Source organism: Paenibacillus illinoisensis NBRC 15959, assembly GCF_004000925.1.
In the GTDB taxonomy this organism is placed as follows: domain Bacteria; phylum Bacillota; class Bacilli; order Paenibacillales; family Paenibacillaceae; genus Paenibacillus; species Paenibacillus illinoisensis.
Genome location: NZ_BIME01000011.1, coordinates 26937 through 45332 on the forward strand (window position 1 = coordinate 26937; position 18396 = coordinate 45332).

At 44.1% G+C, this 18396-nt stretch carries 23 protein-coding genes; 2 read left to right on the top strand and 21 right to left on the bottom strand.

All coding sequences use genetic code 11. From position 1 onward, the window contains the following. Positions 1 to 168 precede the first annotated feature (168 nt). The 5 genes from PIL01S_RS22705 to PIL01S_RS22725 all read right to left on the bottom strand — a co-directional run bounded on the left by PIL01S_RS22705 (position 169) and on the right by PIL01S_RS22725 (position 3314). Positions 169 to 645, bottom strand: coding sequence for a YfbM family protein (locus tag PIL01S_RS22705; protein WP_127539507.1), 477 nt, complete (start codon positions 643 to 645; stop codon positions 169 to 171). A gap of 13 nt (positions 646 to 658) precedes the next feature. Further along, entirely contained in the window at positions 659 to 1288 is a 630-nt protein-coding gene (locus PIL01S_RS22710) for a hypothetical protein (protein WP_127539508.1), read from the bottom strand. A gap of 31 nt (positions 1289 to 1319) precedes the next feature. Next, positions 1320 to 1889 carry a GNAT family N-acetyltransferase gene (locus tag PIL01S_RS22715; protein WP_127539509.1) on the bottom strand — a complete coding sequence of 190 codons (570 nt, stop codon included), beginning with the start codon at positions 1887 to 1889 and terminating at the stop codon, positions 1320 to 1322. A gap of 79 nt (positions 1890 to 1968) precedes the next feature. After that, complete coding sequence (locus PIL01S_RS22720; RefSeq protein ID WP_127539510.1) at positions 1969 to 2625, bottom strand: pyridoxine/pyridoxamine 5'-phosphate oxidase; 657 nt, start codon at positions 2623 to 2625, stop codon at positions 1969 to 1971. A 74-nt stretch (positions 2626 to 2699) separates the two neighbouring features. Beyond that, on the bottom strand, positions 2700 to 3314 hold the full coding sequence (locus tag PIL01S_RS22725) for a histidine phosphatase family protein (protein WP_127539511.1): 615 nt from the start codon (positions 3312 to 3314) through the stop codon (positions 2700 to 2702). Between the two features lie 368 nt (positions 3315 to 3682). Here PIL01S_RS22725 and PIL01S_RS30090 point away from each other — a divergent pair, with 368 nt between their 5' ends. Beyond that, on the top strand, positions 3683 to 3811 hold the full coding sequence (locus PIL01S_RS30090) for a hypothetical protein (protein WP_281280817.1): 129 nt from the start codon (positions 3683 to 3685) through the stop codon (positions 3809 to 3811). A 21-nt stretch (positions 3812 to 3832) separates the two neighbouring features. Here the strand turns inward: PIL01S_RS30090 and PIL01S_RS22730 are convergent, their stop codons facing one another. The 11 genes from PIL01S_RS22730 to PIL01S_RS22780 form a co-directional block, all read right to left on the bottom strand. After that, on the bottom strand, positions 3833 to 4126 hold the full coding sequence (locus PIL01S_RS22730) for an RNA polymerase alpha subunit C-terminal domain-containing protein (RefSeq protein WP_127539512.1): 294 nt from the start codon (positions 4124 to 4126) through the stop codon (positions 3833 to 3835). 21 nt (positions 4127 to 4147) lie between these two features. Then, positions 4148 to 5155 carry a phosphotransferase gene (locus tag PIL01S_RS22735; protein WP_127539513.1) on the bottom strand — a complete coding sequence of 336 codons (1008 nt, stop codon included), beginning with the start codon at positions 5153 to 5155 and terminating at the stop codon, positions 4148 to 4150. Between the two features lie 70 nt (positions 5156 to 5225). Beyond that, positions 5226 to 5960: an alpha/beta hydrolase gene (locus tag PIL01S_RS22740; protein ID WP_127539514.1), complete on the bottom strand. Its 735-nt coding sequence runs from the start codon at positions 5958 to 5960 to the stop codon at positions 5226 to 5228. Between the two features lie 133 nt (positions 5961 to 6093). Next, entirely contained in the window at positions 6094 to 6405 is a 312-nt protein-coding gene (locus PIL01S_RS22745) for a hypothetical protein (protein ID WP_127539515.1), read from the bottom strand. Between the two features lie 26 nt (positions 6406 to 6431). After that, positions 6432 to 7469, bottom strand: coding sequence for an alpha/beta fold hydrolase (locus PIL01S_RS22750; protein WP_127539516.1), 1038 nt, complete (start codon positions 7467 to 7469; stop codon positions 6432 to 6434). Between the two features lie 55 nt (positions 7470 to 7524). Then, entirely contained in the window at positions 7525 to 8037 is a 513-nt protein-coding gene (locus tag PIL01S_RS22755; protein WP_246058517.1) for a DUF4275 family protein, read from the bottom strand. Positions 8038 to 8097: 60 nt separating this feature from the next. Further along, a complete protein-coding gene (locus PIL01S_RS22760) occupies positions 8098 to 8637 on the bottom strand; it encodes an NUDIX hydrolase (protein ID WP_246058518.1) in 540 nt (179 codons plus the stop codon). A gap of 155 nt (positions 8638 to 8792) precedes the next feature. After that, positions 8793 to 9470 carry an ABC transporter ATP-binding protein gene (locus PIL01S_RS22765; RefSeq protein WP_127539518.1) on the bottom strand — a complete coding sequence of 226 codons (678 nt, stop codon included), beginning with the start codon at positions 9468 to 9470 and terminating at the stop codon, positions 8793 to 8795. Beyond that, on the bottom strand, positions 9467 to 10591 hold the full coding sequence (locus PIL01S_RS22770) for an ABC transporter permease (RefSeq protein WP_127539519.1): 1125 nt from the start codon (positions 10589 to 10591) through the stop codon (positions 9467 to 9469). Before PIL01S_RS22770 ends, PIL01S_RS22765 begins: the two co-directional genes overlap by 4 nt. Before the next feature lie 65 nt (positions 10592 to 10656). Then, a complete protein-coding gene (locus PIL01S_RS22775; RefSeq protein WP_127539520.1) occupies positions 10657 to 12033 on the bottom strand; it encodes a sensor histidine kinase in 1377 nt (458 codons plus the stop codon). Next, positions 12030 to 12707: a response regulator transcription factor gene (locus PIL01S_RS22780; RefSeq protein ID WP_127539521.1), complete on the bottom strand. Its 678-nt coding sequence runs from the start codon at positions 12705 to 12707 to the stop codon at positions 12030 to 12032. The genes PIL01S_RS22775 and PIL01S_RS22780 overlap by 4 nt, the downstream gene beginning before the upstream one ends. 340 nt (positions 12708 to 13047) lie before the next feature. Here PIL01S_RS22780 and PIL01S_RS22785 point away from each other — a divergent pair, with 340 nt between their 5' ends. Then, positions 13048 to 14016 (top strand): cation diffusion facilitator family transporter, encoded by a 969-nt coding sequence (locus PIL01S_RS22785; protein WP_127539522.1) that lies wholly within the window; start codon positions 13048 to 13050, stop codon positions 14014 to 14016. A 528-nt stretch (positions 14017 to 14544) separates the two neighbouring features. On the opposite strand, the gene PIL01S_RS22790 is transcribed toward PIL01S_RS22785, so the two are convergent. From PIL01S_RS22790 to PIL01S_RS22810, 5 genes are all read right to left on the bottom strand, one after another. After that, the gene (locus tag PIL01S_RS22790) at positions 14545 to 15057 is read right to left on the bottom strand and encodes a hypothetical protein (RefSeq protein WP_246058519.1); all 513 of its coding nucleotides are present in this window, start codon (positions 15055 to 15057) and stop codon (positions 14545 to 14547) included. A 42-nt stretch (positions 15058 to 15099) separates the two neighbouring features. After that, a complete protein-coding gene (locus PIL01S_RS22795) occupies positions 15100 to 15600 on the bottom strand; it encodes a DUF6985 domain-containing protein (RefSeq protein ID WP_127539523.1) in 501 nt (166 codons plus the stop codon). A 15-nt stretch (positions 15601 to 15615) separates the two neighbouring features. Next, on the bottom strand, positions 15616 to 16653 hold the full coding sequence (locus tag PIL01S_RS22800; protein WP_127539524.1) for a glycine-rich domain-containing protein: 1038 nt from the start codon (positions 16651 to 16653) through the stop codon (positions 15616 to 15618). A 205-nt stretch (positions 16654 to 16858) separates the two neighbouring features. Next, entirely contained in the window at positions 16859 to 17713 is an 855-nt protein-coding gene (locus PIL01S_RS22805; RefSeq protein WP_127539525.1) for an MBL fold metallo-hydrolase, read from the bottom strand. A 144-nt stretch (positions 17714 to 17857) separates the two neighbouring features. After that, positions 17858 to 18238, bottom strand: a complete 381-nt coding sequence (locus tag PIL01S_RS22810) for a hypothetical protein (RefSeq protein ID WP_246058520.1) — start codon at positions 18236 to 18238, stop codon at positions 17858 to 17860. Positions 18239 to 18396: the final 158 nt, after the last annotated feature.

Genomic DNA, 18396 nt, shown 5'->3' on the forward strand with positions numbered 1-18396 from the left:
TCCATATACCTCCTGGTTCCTTCATCCCATGTGATTACAACCTGGAGATTATAGCGGAAGCATGCAGGGTTCGGATATGACATTATGTACGCTAAGTACGATGAAAAATAAAATAAAACCCATCTCTCCGATGTTCGGGAGTGGGTCAGATTCGTACAAACATTTAGATTAGATAATATAAAATATGATGCCTTGCCCTTGGGAAGCTGCCTTTCGGTAGAACGCTGCAATGTTATCCAGATTCATTTTGAGATACTCCCAGAATCCTTCTATGTCCTCCTCTGAGAAAAGCGGGTAAATCTTCTCTTTCACGAACGTTTCGCTTGTGTATTTTTTTCTGAGTTCCTCTGGTGTCAATGCATTAAGATAGGTAACAGCCTCTCTCACTTGCTCATCATGGAGATAGAACGCACCAAAATCCAAGAAATCAAGAAACTGGTCATCCAATAAAGGCACAACGTATCCTTCGGGAGGACTACCGTTGTCTATTTCGTTGCATAACAGGAAGTGAACTCCTTCCCAGGATCTATCGATATCCAGCCCTTCATAATCGTTCCGATTCAACTCCTCAAATGACCGCTTTCCCTGTGAGAGTTCCAGGATCTCCTCCTGAGAAACCGCCATATACTGCCCGATGATTGCCATCCTTGTTACCTCCTTACTCTATGTGATTCCATTCAGGATGGTATGCAAATTCATGCTCTGCAATCATCATAAATGACAAGCGTCCCTTCTGATCGAAAGCCATGGATAAGATCTTTACATTTTCGTATCCACCTTCCAGAACGAGGTGATCGAATGATGTTATCGTGTTGTATTGTCCTTGTTTATTTTTCTCAAAAGCGTATGTGATACTGGTGACCTTTCCTTTTTTGGAATCCATAAAAGCTTTTCTTCCATATTGATGGATTACATCTTGATATGTACTGCCATAGCCTATTCCTCTTGGAGTTTTGAATTTTCGGGGGTTCATAGCTGTATCATAGATCATAATCCCGTCCACAATACCAGTTTTATAGTGGATGCTCACATTATTACGATACTCATATACGTTGGTATGAGCATAATAATCCACGTAATTTCCTAGTTTTCGCTCAACCTCTTCTCGGGTATCACCGATTTTCACAGTAACATCCTTCGTTTTGTTTTGAATTTGAAACTCTGATTCGGTAAAAACACCTGACGCAAGAGATTGATTTGAATCCAGTGAAATTTCATTGGATACTTCTGTGTTTGTGTTACTCAGTAAAGTGATTAATAAAACAAAATATAGAATTCCTTTGCTCAACTATAACAACCCTCTCAAGCACGCTCATGTACTATACCGAATGGATATCTTCTTTTAGAATGGCGTACATCTTCAAATCCCGAAGCTCATTTTTTACCTTCATATAATTTCGCAAAATTCCCTCGAACTTCATGCCTACCTTCTCCATCACCTTGGCCGAACCTGTATTATCCACCATGCATCTGGCTTGAATTCGTTCCAATCCTACTTCCTCGAATCCAAACTGAATGATCTTGCTCACTACTTCAGTCATGATGCCTTGATTCCAATACTGGTCGGACAACACATAGCCCAATTCTACTCTCATACTGTTGCTGTCACAGCCTAAATAATTGCAGCTGCCAATCAGCCTTTTGGACTGTTTATCCACAATTCCCCAGGGCCCGAGCTTGTCCGCCTCATAACGGTTCATGACAAAATCGATAAAGCCCTTGGTATCCTCCTTACTCTGATGAGCTTCCCACGTGGTGAATTCGGCAACGGCAGGAACCGAGCAATAGCTGTACATATCGTCCAGATCATCGTAGGTGAGAGGGCGAAGTAAGGTTCGTTCGGTTTCCAATACGGGAAATGGGTCAAAATATCTTTCAATCGTATTCATACACGTCCCTCCCTAGAGTATTAGAATAAAGAAACATACTGAACTCGTTTAGATAATGTACGTTCTTTTAATATAAAAATCATGGCCACAATCTGTGCTGCTTCCACTGCCCATCTTGCAGCTCGTACCGAATTCGTGTATGTTTTCGCCCCGAATCCCCCTGCCAAAACTCCATTTCTCGAGCATTCACAGCATATAACCGCCAATGGGGCGTAACCATATCCGGTTCACGTTGAATCCGTTCTTTCTGAGCTTCAATGGAAGTATTCAATACTTCCTCGCTCTCCAATTCCTGACTCTGGCGCCCTGTCATGGCAACCGCTCTGGCTCCAGCCGAGCGTTTCCGGAAATCATCTGCTCCTGCTTCATTTCCCATATCCGCAGCTGTACCCCTTATACGAACCTGCCTCCCGAGCGCAGGCCAATAAAATGTCAGTGCCACGTGCGGGTTTTCCTCCAACTGCATTCCTTTCCGACTCTCGGAACTTGATGCAAAGTAAAACGCCTCATCAATAACATTTTTCAAAATCAATACGCGCGCATCCGGATAGCCATCTTGATCTACCGTTGAAATTGTCATGGCATGAGGTTCCTTCACATTGGTCTTGATTGCCCCTTGCAACCAATCCAAAAATAACTCCCCAGGACGATCCGGCAAATGATGGATGTCCCAAGGAGGGAAAGGCCCAGACAATGCATGCAAGCTCCGCAACAACTCATTCGTTTCACCGCTCATATGATCACCCCCACCTTCCAATTCATTCCATTGTATCGCAATTGTAGTTTACTGGAAACTCCTCTGAACCAAATTCAATACAGATGGCTCACCATATTCATGCTGCTCAATCTCCAACCGTTCACACTCTTCTCAATCGTGTGCATACTGGTATGATCGATCGGATGAAAGCTGGATTTATTGCTCCATTCCCGCTTATCAAGCAGATAATAGAGGATATTAATCACTCCGCCGTGCGTAATCAACAGAACGTTGGACTTTATCTTTTGTTCCTCCATGTCTCTGCAGAGTGTATCGAAAGATGCACAGATTCTGTTATAAAAATTCCGTGGACTTTCTCCTCCTGGAAAAGGAGATTCCATTTCAAGAGCATTGAAATAAACTCCTGGGTAATTCTTTTCAGCCTCCTCATGGAGCATGCCCGCCAAATATCCATTATTCATCTCTCGCCAATCTTTCACAAAGCTGCTCGGAATATTTAATTTCTGCTCAATCTCCCTTGCCGTCTGTACTGCACGAGGAAGATCACTACTAATAATCGTATGGATATCATACTGCTCGGCATGATGATGCAGATAATTACCTAATTGTTCGGATTGAATGATCCCTTGTTCCGTAAGCCCTCGCCGGCTCCACCCACCTCGATACCCTTCGTCATCCGCGCCGTGTCTTACTAGAAAGATCTTCAAGGCTATTCCTCCTTAACCTGTTCACGTTAAAATATTACGCCAGATTACTTTTCCTTGTTGGTTCAAGCTCTGCGACTTCCCTGAAGTTCATTACAAGTTCTACGCCTTCAACTCAGACTCTTGTCCCCTTGTATACTTCTTCTATAATTCTATGTAGAACGCTGTACCTACTACGGGAATGAACAGTATGGCCTGAATACCAAAGTGTTTGATTGAATAGAAATTCAATTCGGGATTTTCTGTTCTGTTCAGAGTGTCCAGCTGACAGCGAATGGAACGATCTGGACTAGTTACTTTGACGAAGGCATATTCGGCAATTACGGATGGACCGATCCCCCAGGACGACTGACGAAGGGGCAAAGATTGAATTGGTCAACGAAGCCAATAAACCATTGAAGCAGGCACGGCAGGATTTTCGCGAGCAGCGACTGCTCCTTAGTGAAGGGAATTTATTGTACCAGTTGACGATCGATGAATTGGTTTCCCGTCTGGATTAGTGGTCATTGGAGTGGAGAGGGTTATTTCGGAAAGGACAAACCCTCTTCGTCCAGTGCTTGTCTAAGTTTGGGTATCGCAGATGGGCCTATACCATGAAGCTTCAGGATCTCTTTCTCGGTATATCTCGAAAGTATAGCCAACGTTGTAATCCCCTCATTTTCTAAGGCACGTCTGGCAGGTGCAGACAATAAGGCCAGGAATCCTTCTTTCGGTTTACGTTCAGATTCGCAGATCGGACAAGTTGGGCAGTCACTTTTTTTGTAATATGAATGTCCATGTTCACATGTTCTTAGTGTTCCTTTGTCGTTTGTCATTTGGGATCTCTCCTTACCGAGTTACATACTCATCCAATTCTCAACCTCTGGGATTATACGATCATATCGTTTTAAGTCCTCTATAGTACCTATAACTTGTGCTGTTCCCATTCGCTGTTCATCTTGATCTGTACATTCAATCCACAACGAACGTCTCAGGCTATATTCGAGCCAGTCTAACTTCCCAATAAAACCACTTTCCAAAACCATACGCCAGTCGGCACTTAAGCAGCTCACACGTTTACGATATCCATTAATAAAGGTTAAAAATCTGTCTTTATCAACATTTCCAGTGTTGTCTACGGACCAATACATAGCTGTTTCCATCAAATCATGCATGGGGTTGATGTAGCCTGCCGATTCCCAATCAATAATTATTGGGCTATTATGCTGCCACATCACATTCTTGGGCTCCAAATCCCTGTGACTAATCACTGTATCTGAAGATAGGAGTTGCAATGATCTCTTTGCCCTAGCATTCCACTCATACAACTGTTGGATCGTTGAATCTAGAAGCTCATTCCATTCCAGACTCTCATTTTTTCCTTTGTTCAGATAAAACGCCCAGTCTGTTTCTTTCGAAACATCCTTTGGTGGCCTTGCCATATCAAGTTGTGAAAAATCGATCTTATGCAAATCCGCAAGAATCGTACCCATTTGATCACAATGCTCGTTAGTAACTTCATTATGTTCTAGACTTCGACCATCAATCCAATCGAATATAAGATAGAATTGATTATCTATGTTATGGACCGAAGAGTTATTAATTCTTTTTGCTGGTTGTACAGGAACATGTTTATTCGCCATATTTGCTATTTTCTCTGAATATATATAATTTTGCATAGCTTCAGACCTATTCATAATCTGTGGATTCAATGCCTTAATTGCATATTTATTTCTTCTTGTCTCTATGACATACATTCGATGTAAGAGTCCACCCGATATTGGTTTGGGTGTACTTATCAAGTCACCAAGATTTAATTGATCGCACACTTTCTCAAAATTCAGATTATACTGAATATCGCTCATAACGTTACATACCTTCCGTTAATTATTGTTGTCTCACATGAGTATCTGTTAAAAATCAACGAACAAAGCGTTACCGTTCTACATGAACATATTTCTCCAACCACTCTTTTGCCTCTTGCAGCATCCCCAACGTTATTTGATGATTTACGCCTGCATACTCCACTAATTTAAGTGATGTTTGATTATCTTTTACAGACATGCGTTCCATAAAGTATCGCTGGCTTTCGATGGGAATGGTTGTATCTTCTTTTCCATGCAGCAAGAGGAATGCTTGGTCATTAGAATCGTTAATATTAAACAAAGGATCATATTTCCTGATATTTTCGGCTTCGATTGCAATCATCGGACTTCTACCGTCATGTTGACGAAAAATCTCCTCAGACCTTAACCAGGCACAAGAAGCATTCATGATTACTGCAGACTTTACATTTGAATTTGTCGCACAAACTCCACCTGCTATAAATCCACCTGCCGAATTTCCAATAATGCCTACATGACGGTCTGTATTCAGGATATCTGCAACAATAGCGCTTGCCTCTTCAACCGCTTGAATCACGACTGACCAAAAGTGTTGTTGTAAAATAACGGTATCAAAGTACGCTAGATTACCACGTTCACCGTGGTGAGGCAGCTCAGGAATGATTACTTTATATCCCCAATCCGAAATCATTGATCCAAAAAACAGATAGTCTCGTATAGTGGACCCCCAACCATGATATAGGATGATTGTGCCTACAGGCGGTAAGTATGGATCTATCTGTAAGCAAGGCACTCCAGCAATCGTACATTCATTTATTATTCTCATAATCCCTCGCCATACTTAATTATTAGGATGAATTTATCGTTAACATGCCGTGAATTACTTTCCCACGCTAAGATCTAATATTTTCACTACTTCTGGTGTTTTTCTAGAATTGACATGATCATTTTTGTCCCCTCTATTGTTCTTGTGTATTGTGGTCTACTAATTGGTTCTCAACTAAATAATCCTTCAGTAACTTTAGGTATTCTTTGCACGTCCTAATATAGTCCGTCTCTTCAAAGTCTCTAGCTTCCAGTTCCTTGTTAGCTCTGTTTAGCATAACAACTATACCGTCATACGAACCACTGACAAACAGAGCTATCGAATGATTTATCGCGGTTATTAAATTATAATGTGATGAATTTCTTCTAAGGCCATATACGGGCAACATATCTTTGGTATTCAGTTTTAGAATGAGTTTCCATATGTTATCGTCAATTCTCTTCACATACTAGCCCCCTAATTTCTTAATCATTAGTAAGACTTATACAACTCTATCAACCACGCAGCGAACTGCTCTTTTTCCTCAAACTGAGGATAGTGCGCCGAATGTTCAAACACCTTGAACTCTTTGCTCGGAGCGTTCAGTTCATTGAAATACTTCTGTGCCGCATTCACCGATGTCATATAATCGTATTTTCCCATGACAAAGTAAGTCGGAATCTCCAGCTCTTCTACAAGGTCGGGTAAGTGCTGGCCTGATTCCTCTTTCAAAAGCAGTTCCTGGGTAGCCTGAATGCCCATGAAATATCGAATGACATCCAGTGCATTGTATTCAGGACCGAACAGAAAGCCGAGTATATAATCCCTATTTTCATCGATCTGTCTGGCTGCACCGCCGTATTTGCGCACCATATTCCTTGGCGTATATTTCTCCCCTCGCTCAATTGACCCTCGTAGACGTTCCAGACTTGCCACGTCCTCTGCATTACCAGCCTGCTTCGCCTGAGCGAGGGTATAATTCAGACTGTCCAACTCACTCTGCACGTGATCAGCAACTTGTCCAATACCGATGTAAGCATGGAATTTGTCTGGTGCCTTGGCGGCAGCCTTCGTTCCTATGTATGTACCAAATGAATGACCAACCAAACTGACTTTATCCTGTCCAAGCTCCGCGGTCACATAATCGGTTAATGCCAATAAATCCTCTACAAGCACATCCGTTGTCAACTCCGAATAATCCTCCAGAAAGTGATAAGACTTTCCGCTCCCGCGTTGATCATAATGCACAATGGTAAAATGCTGTTCTAGCGCCTCCTGATATTTTCTGACATAAGGAATTTCGGAGCATCCCGGACCACCGTGTACAAAGATTAGGATAGGATTGTCCCGATCCGTTCCCCGAATCATAACCTCATGACCTGCACCGTTGATCTCGATTTGCCCCATCGTGCTAATGCTGTTCTCTCCCCTGATTCCTGGTGTCCATGTCGGAAATATAAGTGAAAGTATGGCCATAAGCAAAATGAGAATCAGGAAGCGTTTGGATATTTTAACGAGCTTCTTACGCATTGCGATATCTCCTTTTGCACAATGATTCGTTGAAATGGAATTCTGCTGAGTAACGTTACTTTAATGGACTGATTTTATAAAAATAAGGCCCACACATGTCTTCGTGCGTATGTACGTAGGTCCAGGTAAACTCCTGGTCAAAGATATAGATATCTTGTTCAGAATTAAAGTCCGCCGCAACGACTGCTTTCGCATTCTCATAGACCTGGATAAACGGCGTATGTTGATACATGATATATAAGTCATTTTTGAGCTCGGCATCAAAAGCATCTCGTGCTGAATCGCCCGTTAAACACGCTTGTTTCTTATAACTAAACATATGCCATTTATATTCGCTGTAGTAGATCGCGTCTTTTGCCTCGTCATCCAGATTGCCGGCAAATACCTCATCCCACTGCTTAACAATGCCCTCCGATTCCTCACACAGCTCCGTCACCTGAACTCCCTTATTCGCCAGATTTTGCTCAAACATATATCTACGGTATACAAGCTCGATCCGCGAGTACGCCACATTCAGTTCACTTTCAGGCAAAACGTCTAACATCTTGTTAATTTGTTCTCGAATCACGTTGACCTCCGTTTGAAATGAAATTAGGTGTGTCTTCGACCTGAACCACATCCCTGTTTCTTACCGTCTAGCTTCTTCTCGCAATACATAAGCCAACTGGTACATCTCCGCTATATCATATCTATTCTGCTCCTGGAATCTCCGAATGGCTTCTGCAATCTCTACAAGCTCTACGGCAACAACCTGCTCTCCATCCACCGGATTCAGCGGATTGCCTACAAGTTCAACATCTCCATATCCAATCACTCTCACAAAATGAGGATGTGGAATATGTGGTCGATACGGTTCAGTGGCACCAGATGTGCAATAGAACTGACCGAATATCTGATAGGACTGCAGCTCCGCACCCAACTCTTCCATCACTTCGCGCTTTAATGCATCCGAATATTTCTCTCCAGGTTCTAATGTTCCTCCTGGCAGCTCCCATTTGCCATTATCCAGTTGAAACACGACGCACTGCTTCCCTACGAACGGGATAATGCTCACGTTGCTCACCAGCACTTCATCCACGATATCGTTCAACCTGAACTCCGCAGTCACCGTCCCCCAATGAATGGAGGCACTCAGTGCCGGAAAATGTTCAATATTTAAGCTTTGCATCCGCATCAGCCCTTCTCTAGATAAAGTAAAATCTTCCACTTCATTCTTTCTCCAATTATAGATGAAAGGATAGAAAAAAGGCCACCTTCCCTCATGGAATAGGTGACCTTTCTCATAATAGATACAGAGAACAATTTCGTCTCAGGGTATGCGCCTTATTTGTGCACCAGTTTCCCGTTTTCCAAAAAGAGAACCCGATTACACAGCGGAAGAACCCGCTCATCATGCGTAACCATTACCGCACTCTTGCCCTGCTCTGCAACCAGCTTCGCAATCATGCCAACAATATCGAGCCCCCGTGCTGCATCCAGACTGGCTGTCGGTTCGTCCGCCAGCAGCACAGCCGGATCATTCATCAATGCCCGCGCAATGGCAACCCGCTGACGCTCCCCGCCAGACAGCTTCTCGGCATATGCTTTACGACGGTGAGATAAACCTACCGTATGAAGCAGCTCATCCACTCGCTTCCCAGCCTTGTTTTTGTCCGTTCCGGCAAGCTTCGCAACGACCATCAGCTGTTCTTCCACTTTCAGATAAGGAATGAGGTTGGCACTTTGAAAAATAAAACCGAGCTGCTGAAGCCGCACATCGGAAATGTCCTGCTTGTTTTTGCCCATGATGGATACACCATCAAGCAGAACCTGCCCCTCCGTTGCTTCAAGGAGTGCACCTGCAATGGACAGAAATGTACTTTTGCCTGACCCGGAAGGACCCATAACCGCAACAAGTTCCCCCTCGGCAACTTCAAGATCCAACTTTTCCAAAATCGTACGTTTGACCCCGCCATCCTCAAAGGTCTGTGTAATTCCCTGCAATACCAATCGGTTTCTCATGCTGCTGTCCTCCCAATTGCATCAAGCGCATCAATTTTGGTAACCTTCCAGACCGAGAACAACGAACCTGCCATAGACATAATTACAAATAACATGCAGGTCAGTGCCAGGGTGGACAAGCCTAATTGAAACGGCATCGAAGCTGGCAGGATGGACTCAAACAGTCGGACCAGCAGAACACTGATCACCAAACTGCCGACGGACAAAAGTAATACTTGTAATGACACACTGCCAGCCAGATACGCATTGCGCGTTCCGATGGCCTTCAAGATGCCAAATTGACTCGTTTTCTGAATGGTGATGACATAGAAAAATACCGCGAGTACAAACGCCGAGATGACAAACAAAAAGGCGATCATCATGAGCAGCGACCCCTGCTCTTCCTTATAGCCAGGAATGGCCGATACCGCATCGGACTTCGTAATCACTTCCGCATTCGGCAGTGCAGCACTCAGGCTATCCACCTTCTCACCTGCATCCTTAATGGCAATGGCATTGTATGACGAAGCATTATTGCCGGTTGTATCTGGGCTAATACGCGAACTTCCTTGCAAAGCAAGCCATTCCTGTTCATTCAGGAACACGACCGGTGAGTGGCTGAAGGACTCATTTTGCACAAATCCACCGACTGTCCACTCCGTCCCCGACGCTTGATCCACCAGAACCGTCCCAATGGTCACGCCAGACTCCGACAGCTTTTGATCTACTACAACTTGTCCGTCCTTCTGATCCGTCATCAGAACTCCTTCAGTGACGGTTGGCGCAAGCCAGCTTCCTGGGTTCACCATAAACAGAGTGACATCTATTTTCTTGGTGTCGTCAGCCGGGCTAACGGTTGTCATTTTCACACCCAGCGGCTCTGCATGTTCTTGCCCTACCACCGAGCGCGACTGTTCGAGCTGATCCTGATTCACCTGCGAACGGGTAAAACGATGATTAGAATCCTGTTCGAGAACGAAATGGGTTGCTGCCATATTTTTGATCGACGCGGCGTTGTCATACGCCAGCCCCTGCGCAAGACCTGTAACAAACAGTACCAAAAATGAAACCAGTACCATAATGGTAGCAATTAACGCATACCGCCCTTTGGCAAACCTCATCTCTCTAATAGCCAAGTACATATCTCTGACCTCCTCTTGATAAACCAAGTATAGGAGGTGAAAATGAACGGCAAATGAATAACAGATTACATCTGCGGAAGAGTCACAGTGAAGACGGTACCTTCGGACGAACTGGAGACTTCAATCGTACCGTCATGAATCCGGACAATTTTCTGCACAATGGCGAGCCCAAGCCCGGTTCGACCAGAAGAACGCTCCCGCGCACGGTCCACCCTATAGAAACGATCGAACAGGAATGGCAGATGCTCTGCCGCAATCCCGTCTCCTGTATCCCGAATTTGGATTACACAGAGATTATTGATCTGCTCTGCTCGGATCTCTATGCTTCGTCCATGCGGAAGATGATTCACTGCATTGCCCAGCAGATTCATCCATACCTGCATGAGCAGTACTTCATTACCGACCAGCTGGATGGATTCGGGTACCGATATCCGGAGCAGCAATTCCTTTTCTTCCAACTGCCATTGCAGCACCTGAACAGCTTGACGAAATTGATCGCGCAGAGAGAATTCTTCTTTGGTCAGATCCTCTTGGCCTTGTTCGAGGGATGACAGCAGAAGCAGCTGTTTGCTGAGCAACGAGAGATGACGGCTCTCTTCCTCAATAATGGATGCATAGTGCTCCCTCTCCTGTTCAGGAAGATCCCGATTTGAGAGCAGTTGGGCAAATCCCTGGATCGAGGTCAGTGGCGATTGAATCTCATGCGAGACGTTTGATACAAACTGTTGACGCGCCTGATCTACCCGCTCCAGCTCACGACTCATAGTCATAAAGTGCTGAGCAAGCTGTCCAATCTCATCACGTCTCTTCGTGGGTAATTTCAGATTATAATTCCCTTGTACAATTCGCTTGGTCGCCTCCGACAGGCGCTCAATTGGATTGACCAAGTAGCGCGTACTGATTAGAAAGATCAAGATGCTAATACCTACCGTAAGCGCCCCAATCAGGGCAAAAAAGATACGCAGTTCGCCAAATTGCAAAATGACGTCCGGGCGCATAAACAGGCCATAGCTTGTATTTCCGATCTGTAGTTTAACACCAACGGTATTGCTTAACTGATTGTCAAAGAAACCCGTAATGAAGGGTTTACTTGGAAACTGGGCAACACCATGGTAGACCTCACCGTCAAGTACCATATCTACTGCTCGCTTGTCCAGATCCTTCTCGCGGAACTCGCTACCGTAGAATTCATCATTCCCCTTGCCATCTGTCATATAGATCTCGTAACCGAGAGCTGCGGCATTGTCCAGATACGGCTGCATCATGTCTGGCTCTCGCTCCACAAACTGCTTCATTTCCATGGCGATGCCTACCAGCTTCTCGTCATTGAAGGACTTAAGCTTCGCATGATAATAGATATTGGATAAAAGAAAACCCAGCATGCCGCTGACCACAATGACAGCGATCGTAATGAGGAAGACTCGAACATACAAAGTCCTCACTGGGTCTTCACCTCCATCTTGTAACCGATCCCCCGAACCGTGTGAATTACAAAGTCATCTGTATAATCCGCAAACCGATCGCGTAACCGCTTGATGTGCACATCCACCGTACGGTCATCACCTTCGTAATCTGCGCCCCAGACCAGTCTAATTAATTCATCCCGCGAGAATAAACGACCTGGATATTGTGCCAGCTGGGAGAGCAGCTCGAACTCCTTCATGGGCAAAAACAGAATGGATTGACCATCAGATACCTCCACGTTATTCCGGTCAATCACTATGCGATTCATGCGAATGATATCACTTGACGTGCGGTGATAACGGCGAAATAGTGCCTTAACCCTGTAGATCAACTCTTCGGGTTCGAAAGGCTTCGTCACGTATTCATCCGTGCCTTTCAGATAGCCCTCCCTCTTGTCGGATAGCTGGTCCCTTGCCGTTAGCAGCACAATCGGTATGTCATACTGCTGCCGGATGAAATCACATAACTCCAGTCCGTCCATGCCTGGCATCATCACGTCCAGGATCGCCAGATCAATCGGTGTTTCTTTGATTAGCTTGACCGCTTCTATCCCATCCTGCGCTTCATGCACCTGATACCCCTCTTTGGTCATGACATGCCGAAGGAGTGCTCTAATGTTGGCGTCATCATCCGCCAGAAGCAGGTGTTTCATATCGTTGTCCGCCCCTCTATTTCTAAGTTGAATGTATAATGATCATATCCATTGGTTTGAAGTTTGTTACGAGTACTTCCGCACATGGATCCTGCACAGATGGTAGCACAAAAGCCAAAGCGTTCGCCAGCACACACCACAGGAAGCAATGCTTTCGTGTTTATATTTTCTTGAATCTGGTTGACACTACTATTAGGCACATCTATAATAAAACCATAACATATGAATAAGCGCTCATATATTCATTTGATTAATTAGATTCATGCAAGGGATATCCTAAGCCACAATAGCAATCACATTATTACATAACGGAGCCATGCTCCAAAGGAGAGGATCTCGTATGTCCGGACATCACCACAATCACGACCATGGACACCAACATGCTCATCCCAATAACAAGAAAGTGCTCCTGTTTTCCTTCATTATCATTACGCTGTATATGATCGTTGAAGCTGTAGGCGGCTTTGTGACCAACAGTCTGGCTCTCATCTCCGATGCAGGACATATGCTGTCAGATGCAGTCGCTCTGGGAATTGCCTTACTAGCGTTTACCTTTGGGGAAAAGGCAGTGAATACTGGTAAAACCTACGGATACAGACGATTCGAGATTTTGGCTGCTACCTTAAACGGAATTACCTTAATCGCCATCTCCCTATACATCTTTTACGAAGCGATCGGCCGTTTCATCCATCCGCCGGAAGTAGCCACGTTCGGTATGCTGATCATCAGCATCGTTGGATTGCTCGTGAACATTCTCGTTGCTTGGATCATGATGCGCGGCAGCGACACGGAGAATAACCTCAATATGCGGGGTGCCTACCTGCATGTCATCAGCGATATGCTTGGGTCCATCGGGGCCATAGCGGCAGCACTGCTAATGATGTTCTTCGGCTGGGGCTGGGCAGATCCACTCGCAAGTGTAATCGTGGCCGTGCTGGTTTTGCGAAGCGGATTCTTCGTAACGAAGTCTTCCCTGCATATTTTGATGGAAGGCACTCCGGCGAATGTGGATGTTAATGATCTTGTGCAAACGATTAAAAAAGTTGACGGTGTCCATGGCGTTCACGATGTGCATGTATGGTCCATCACAAGTAACCTGAATGCACTGACCGCTCATATTGTGGTCAATGGAACATTGACCATCTATGAAGCTGAAACGCTTGTGCAGAAGATTGAACATATGCTGGAGCACAAAGATATCAAGCATGTCACCTTGCAGGTGGAGTCCGAGAAGCACCTTCACGACAGTTCAGTATTATGTACGGTTAAGGGCGATGCACCCGATGCGCACGCACATCATCACCATTGAGAATGGTGCAACATATAGCAGTAAATTATAAACAGGGCTGATTCCCTCAAGAATGCCCTGTTTTTGTTTTGTGTAACTTTCATTTCAATTGGTTGTTATGTATTAGAGACGAATAACATAATGTATCTGGGAATACACCTGACATGGAAATATTATGAAAGTGAGGGTCAATCATATCATGAGTAAATTTCAAAAATTACTGTCAGTAACCCTTGTACTAATAACTCTGCTGCTGGTTTTAAACTATTTTGAACTAAGAGAGATAAGTAGACTACAGCGCATAATCATTGAAGGTGTGTTTAACTAACCACGATCTTACAACCTTGACTAAACATTAGCTTCATCCCAATACAACATGACATAACCAAACTGGAACAAAAGGATAACACACGATAGCTGATGTTGATGAAGAAGCTTGTTTTTTAATTTCTGGGTCCTCATTACTCAAGCTTAACGTCGAACCTCTTTTTTAATTTTGTTCTCTCTCCATAACAAAAGTGATAGCTCTAACCAGCTGGCAGAAGCACTTCAACTTCCATTGTTACATAAAATGGAGCCATGGCATGACAAGAACACATCATGTTTTGCACATTTCGGGTATCCTGGCGGGATTGTTGGTTGATCATCATCCTCTTCAATCTCGGACCACTCCAGATAATTGTCCAGATTAACGTCGTCTCTATAGAACGCATGAATCATCGTTTGAAATTGCTCCAAGCAGGGTATGAGCGACTCTTTTCGCGGTTTATAACTTAACTTCTCCCACCCCCTTTCAGCAATTGCATATGCAATCATGCGGTGCATAAAATCCTTTTCCTCTTCAAAGGTATCTATGGACCAAGGCATCTCATCGATGTCGAAGCCAACCGTTCCGATGCCTACGATGGACTGATCCCTCTGGGCCAACCAGATGGTCATTTCCCTCTCACGGTTCGTCCTGGCTAGCATCGAGCCACTGATGGAGAGCACTTCTATAAACACTGATGTTAACCCATTGGACATTCCGATAGATTCGATCACTGGTACAACATGTTCAGGCATTGAAATGGTATTTCCGATTCTGCTCACCCCTTATAACCAATACTATTCATCCGATTCAGTCCAGATGGCAAATTCGCCATACCCCAAATACTCACGTACTTCAAGAACCTGATGACCAAGCATAACAATCTCCATACCATTCTCCGTGTCCCAATCTGTGCTGCCACCTAGTATGGCTCCCAGGATCTTATCCTTCGGATCAGCCGGATTCCGATAAAGTTCAACTTCGCCAACCGCCATAAACGCGAGTATCCCCCTGCCCTCCACTTCGGCTAAGCCTGCAGGGTAGTCCACCGTATCACTTGACATTTTCTCTGTTTTCCATTCATAAGCCCGGTTGCATATGTCGTTAACCGTGTCATCGGGTAAGCGATTCAGCACATTTTGGATATACCACTCTGCTTCTTCTAAACTGATGTCTTCCGTATTAAATCGATACTCCACCTCGGATTGGAACAGCTCAAGCATCCCGTATCCAGACACCCGATTCTCATCTGCTGGGTCTTCTATGTCAACACGTTCCAAATGAAATCTATCCGTCATACGATCCCTCCTTCATTAATCTCCGCCTCCGCCACAAGATGAACAGCTGGATGAGCTGCAGGAAGAATCGGAAGACGAACCAGATGATGACCCAGAATCTCCAGAGGAACCACTGCTGTCGTTACAATGATCGGCATAACAGCTTGAACTGCTTGAACAACTGCTGCTTGACGAAGCTCCTTGGGCTGCCTTTTCCGGTGGGATAAGTTCCTGTTCGAGACGACCCATGTGCACTCCGAACGTTGCCTCATGATACATGGAGTGATATACCATGGCACTGGCCATGATAAGAGCCACATCAACCGAACCTGAGGATTCGAGGGATAGCTCTTTTTCGTTTAGACTTGCCGACCTCTGCAGCCTATCCATCAAATAAGAAATGACCTGTGCAGCTTCAGGATCTTCCTGCATGCGTCTCGTGTGGAAAAATTGATTCACCAATTCAGTTCGATCTCCCTGAGCGATCAGTTTCTGCAGTTCACCGGATATCGGGTAGCTGAAGAACTCCCCCCAGATTGCGGAGCTATATGGAGTGAACTCGAATAATTGACAGTACACCCAGTCAAACCATGCACGTGCACCCGGATTCTCACGGCGGGTAACTGCCGGCTCATGATGTACCGTGGAACCCATAAATTCTGCACAAAAATCAGCGTAGGATTTGGTAAACATCAGCATTTCGTGCCATAACTCGTCTACCTCATCGCTAAACATCGGGACCTGTTTCAGCAGAGAAGCCATAACGAAGTATCTTTTAAGCTCGAGCAGCTTCCATCGATACTCCAGCTTTTTCATGTGAGGATATTCCTGCTCTATACGGAGCTTTAGTTTATTCGAAAAATGCTTATTAAAGCTCTTCTCCAATTGTTGAACGGTTTTATCGTAGGAAATGTCATCACGCAGTCCCAGATTCAAAGGTAATTTTTTGCGTCTATACGTAACTCTCGTGTGCCTTCTGCGTCTTCCTTTCGAACGAAAAATCCTGATCCTGCGCCGAATCACCAAGGCTGCAACCACCAGTAATCCTGCTGCAATGTAGTAGTAGATAGGCATAATAGCGCCTCTCCTCTCCGTTGTTCTTTTCTATGTATGGGTGAAACTCCCATTAGTATAAATGACGATTCAAAACTATTAAAGAGCCCTTAGGCATACAAGCCAGGGCCCTTTAATATCATAGATCCTTCGATGTCAATGAACTTTCGATAATCAGAATCGCAGTCCTCTCAGCATCAATGCTGCAAGCGTAGGTTTAAACTTTCTACTTATGCTGTAACTGTAATCGTTGATCGTTAACAAATGCTTGTAAAAAGAACATCTCGTTTTCATTGGGAGTCCGCTCATGTTCTTTCTCGAAGTTTGTTATTGCGCTATCTAATGATGTAGATGTCACTGCTCTATTACAGGAAGTCAGTTCTCTCCAAAACACGTTCATCTCATCCAGGTCGCATATGGATTCATGCCCGAGTAGGAAATGATCCGCATCATACTTTTGAATATCCTCTATCATCGGTAACAACATAGCCTGCTTAAAATGAAACAATGAGTTGGTTGTTGTTCCATAAGGGCTGTCTCCAAGGAAAATAGTCTTATCATCCGGAATGTATACGATCGTTGAATCATCTGTATGTGTGCTCCGAATGGTTTCAACCCTACAGACCTTATTGCCCAAATCAAGTTCAAGAGAACCTTCAAAAATGATATCAGAATCATTTAATTGAAAGGAGTCTCTCATTGGTATTTCACTCTTGATAATTTCCATGCAGTGTAAACTCATCTTGTTTGACTCTACATATTCATTGAGTGAATGGTCATCAAAAGAAAAGTTTCTCCAGATATTTATCTTCTGTTGAGTGAGGTGATTAACAATAATCGTCGCATTGAATTCATTCATTCCTAAAAAATGATCCCAATGCGCATGCGTGATAACCACATATTTGATAGGTGGTACATCTAAACGGCTTATTTCCTGTAAAAACTCTTGGGCATGCTGAACCGAATTCCCACCATCGATTACTAGGCTGTATTGATCTCCACATACCAATCCTAAAGTCGGTCTATCTTTATCATTTTGGTTAGATAAGTAATAGATCGATTCACTTAATTTATTTAACATGTCAATTCTCCTCTAATTGTATTGTTGGAGTAAGAGAAAAATCGCATGTTAATGTATATTAACCATGGATCTTTCTCGTTTTTATCGATTTACCAATGGAATCACCCCGATTTCATATTTAGGTAGGACGTATGTAAATGCTTTTTAAGATAAGGCAATAATCAAACTGGTAATAAGGAGCAGTATCGTTACCGGAGCCCAGATTCTTCGTTCCCATACGCTGCGTGTTATCAGATTTAGGATTGTTCCCAGCACCAGATACCCAACAATAAACCAAATTGCTGTATTTGCAAATGTAGACCACTCAGGCAATAGCATACCCGCTCTACTCAGTACAACTAAACCAATGAATACGAGAATAGTGATCTGCAACAAACAGGAATAACGCATGGTTGTAGGATATTTCCCGGGAAACTTCCCACCCATCGCTACCTCTCCCCACGGCATACCTGCAGCGAGTGCCACTTGAAAGAGAATGACAATCAGAATTAGGACAGCAAACAATATCGAAGACACCAATATCACCAATTCACATCCCCACATCTAAATGTAGTTTCTTCTCCTTATACTTTATTGGTGCAAATCGGTTAGTATTCTTCAAACCACAATCGATAAAATTCTTCTGAAAACCAGAACCATATGAAACCCAGAATCACCATGATGCATCCTAATATTTTAAATAT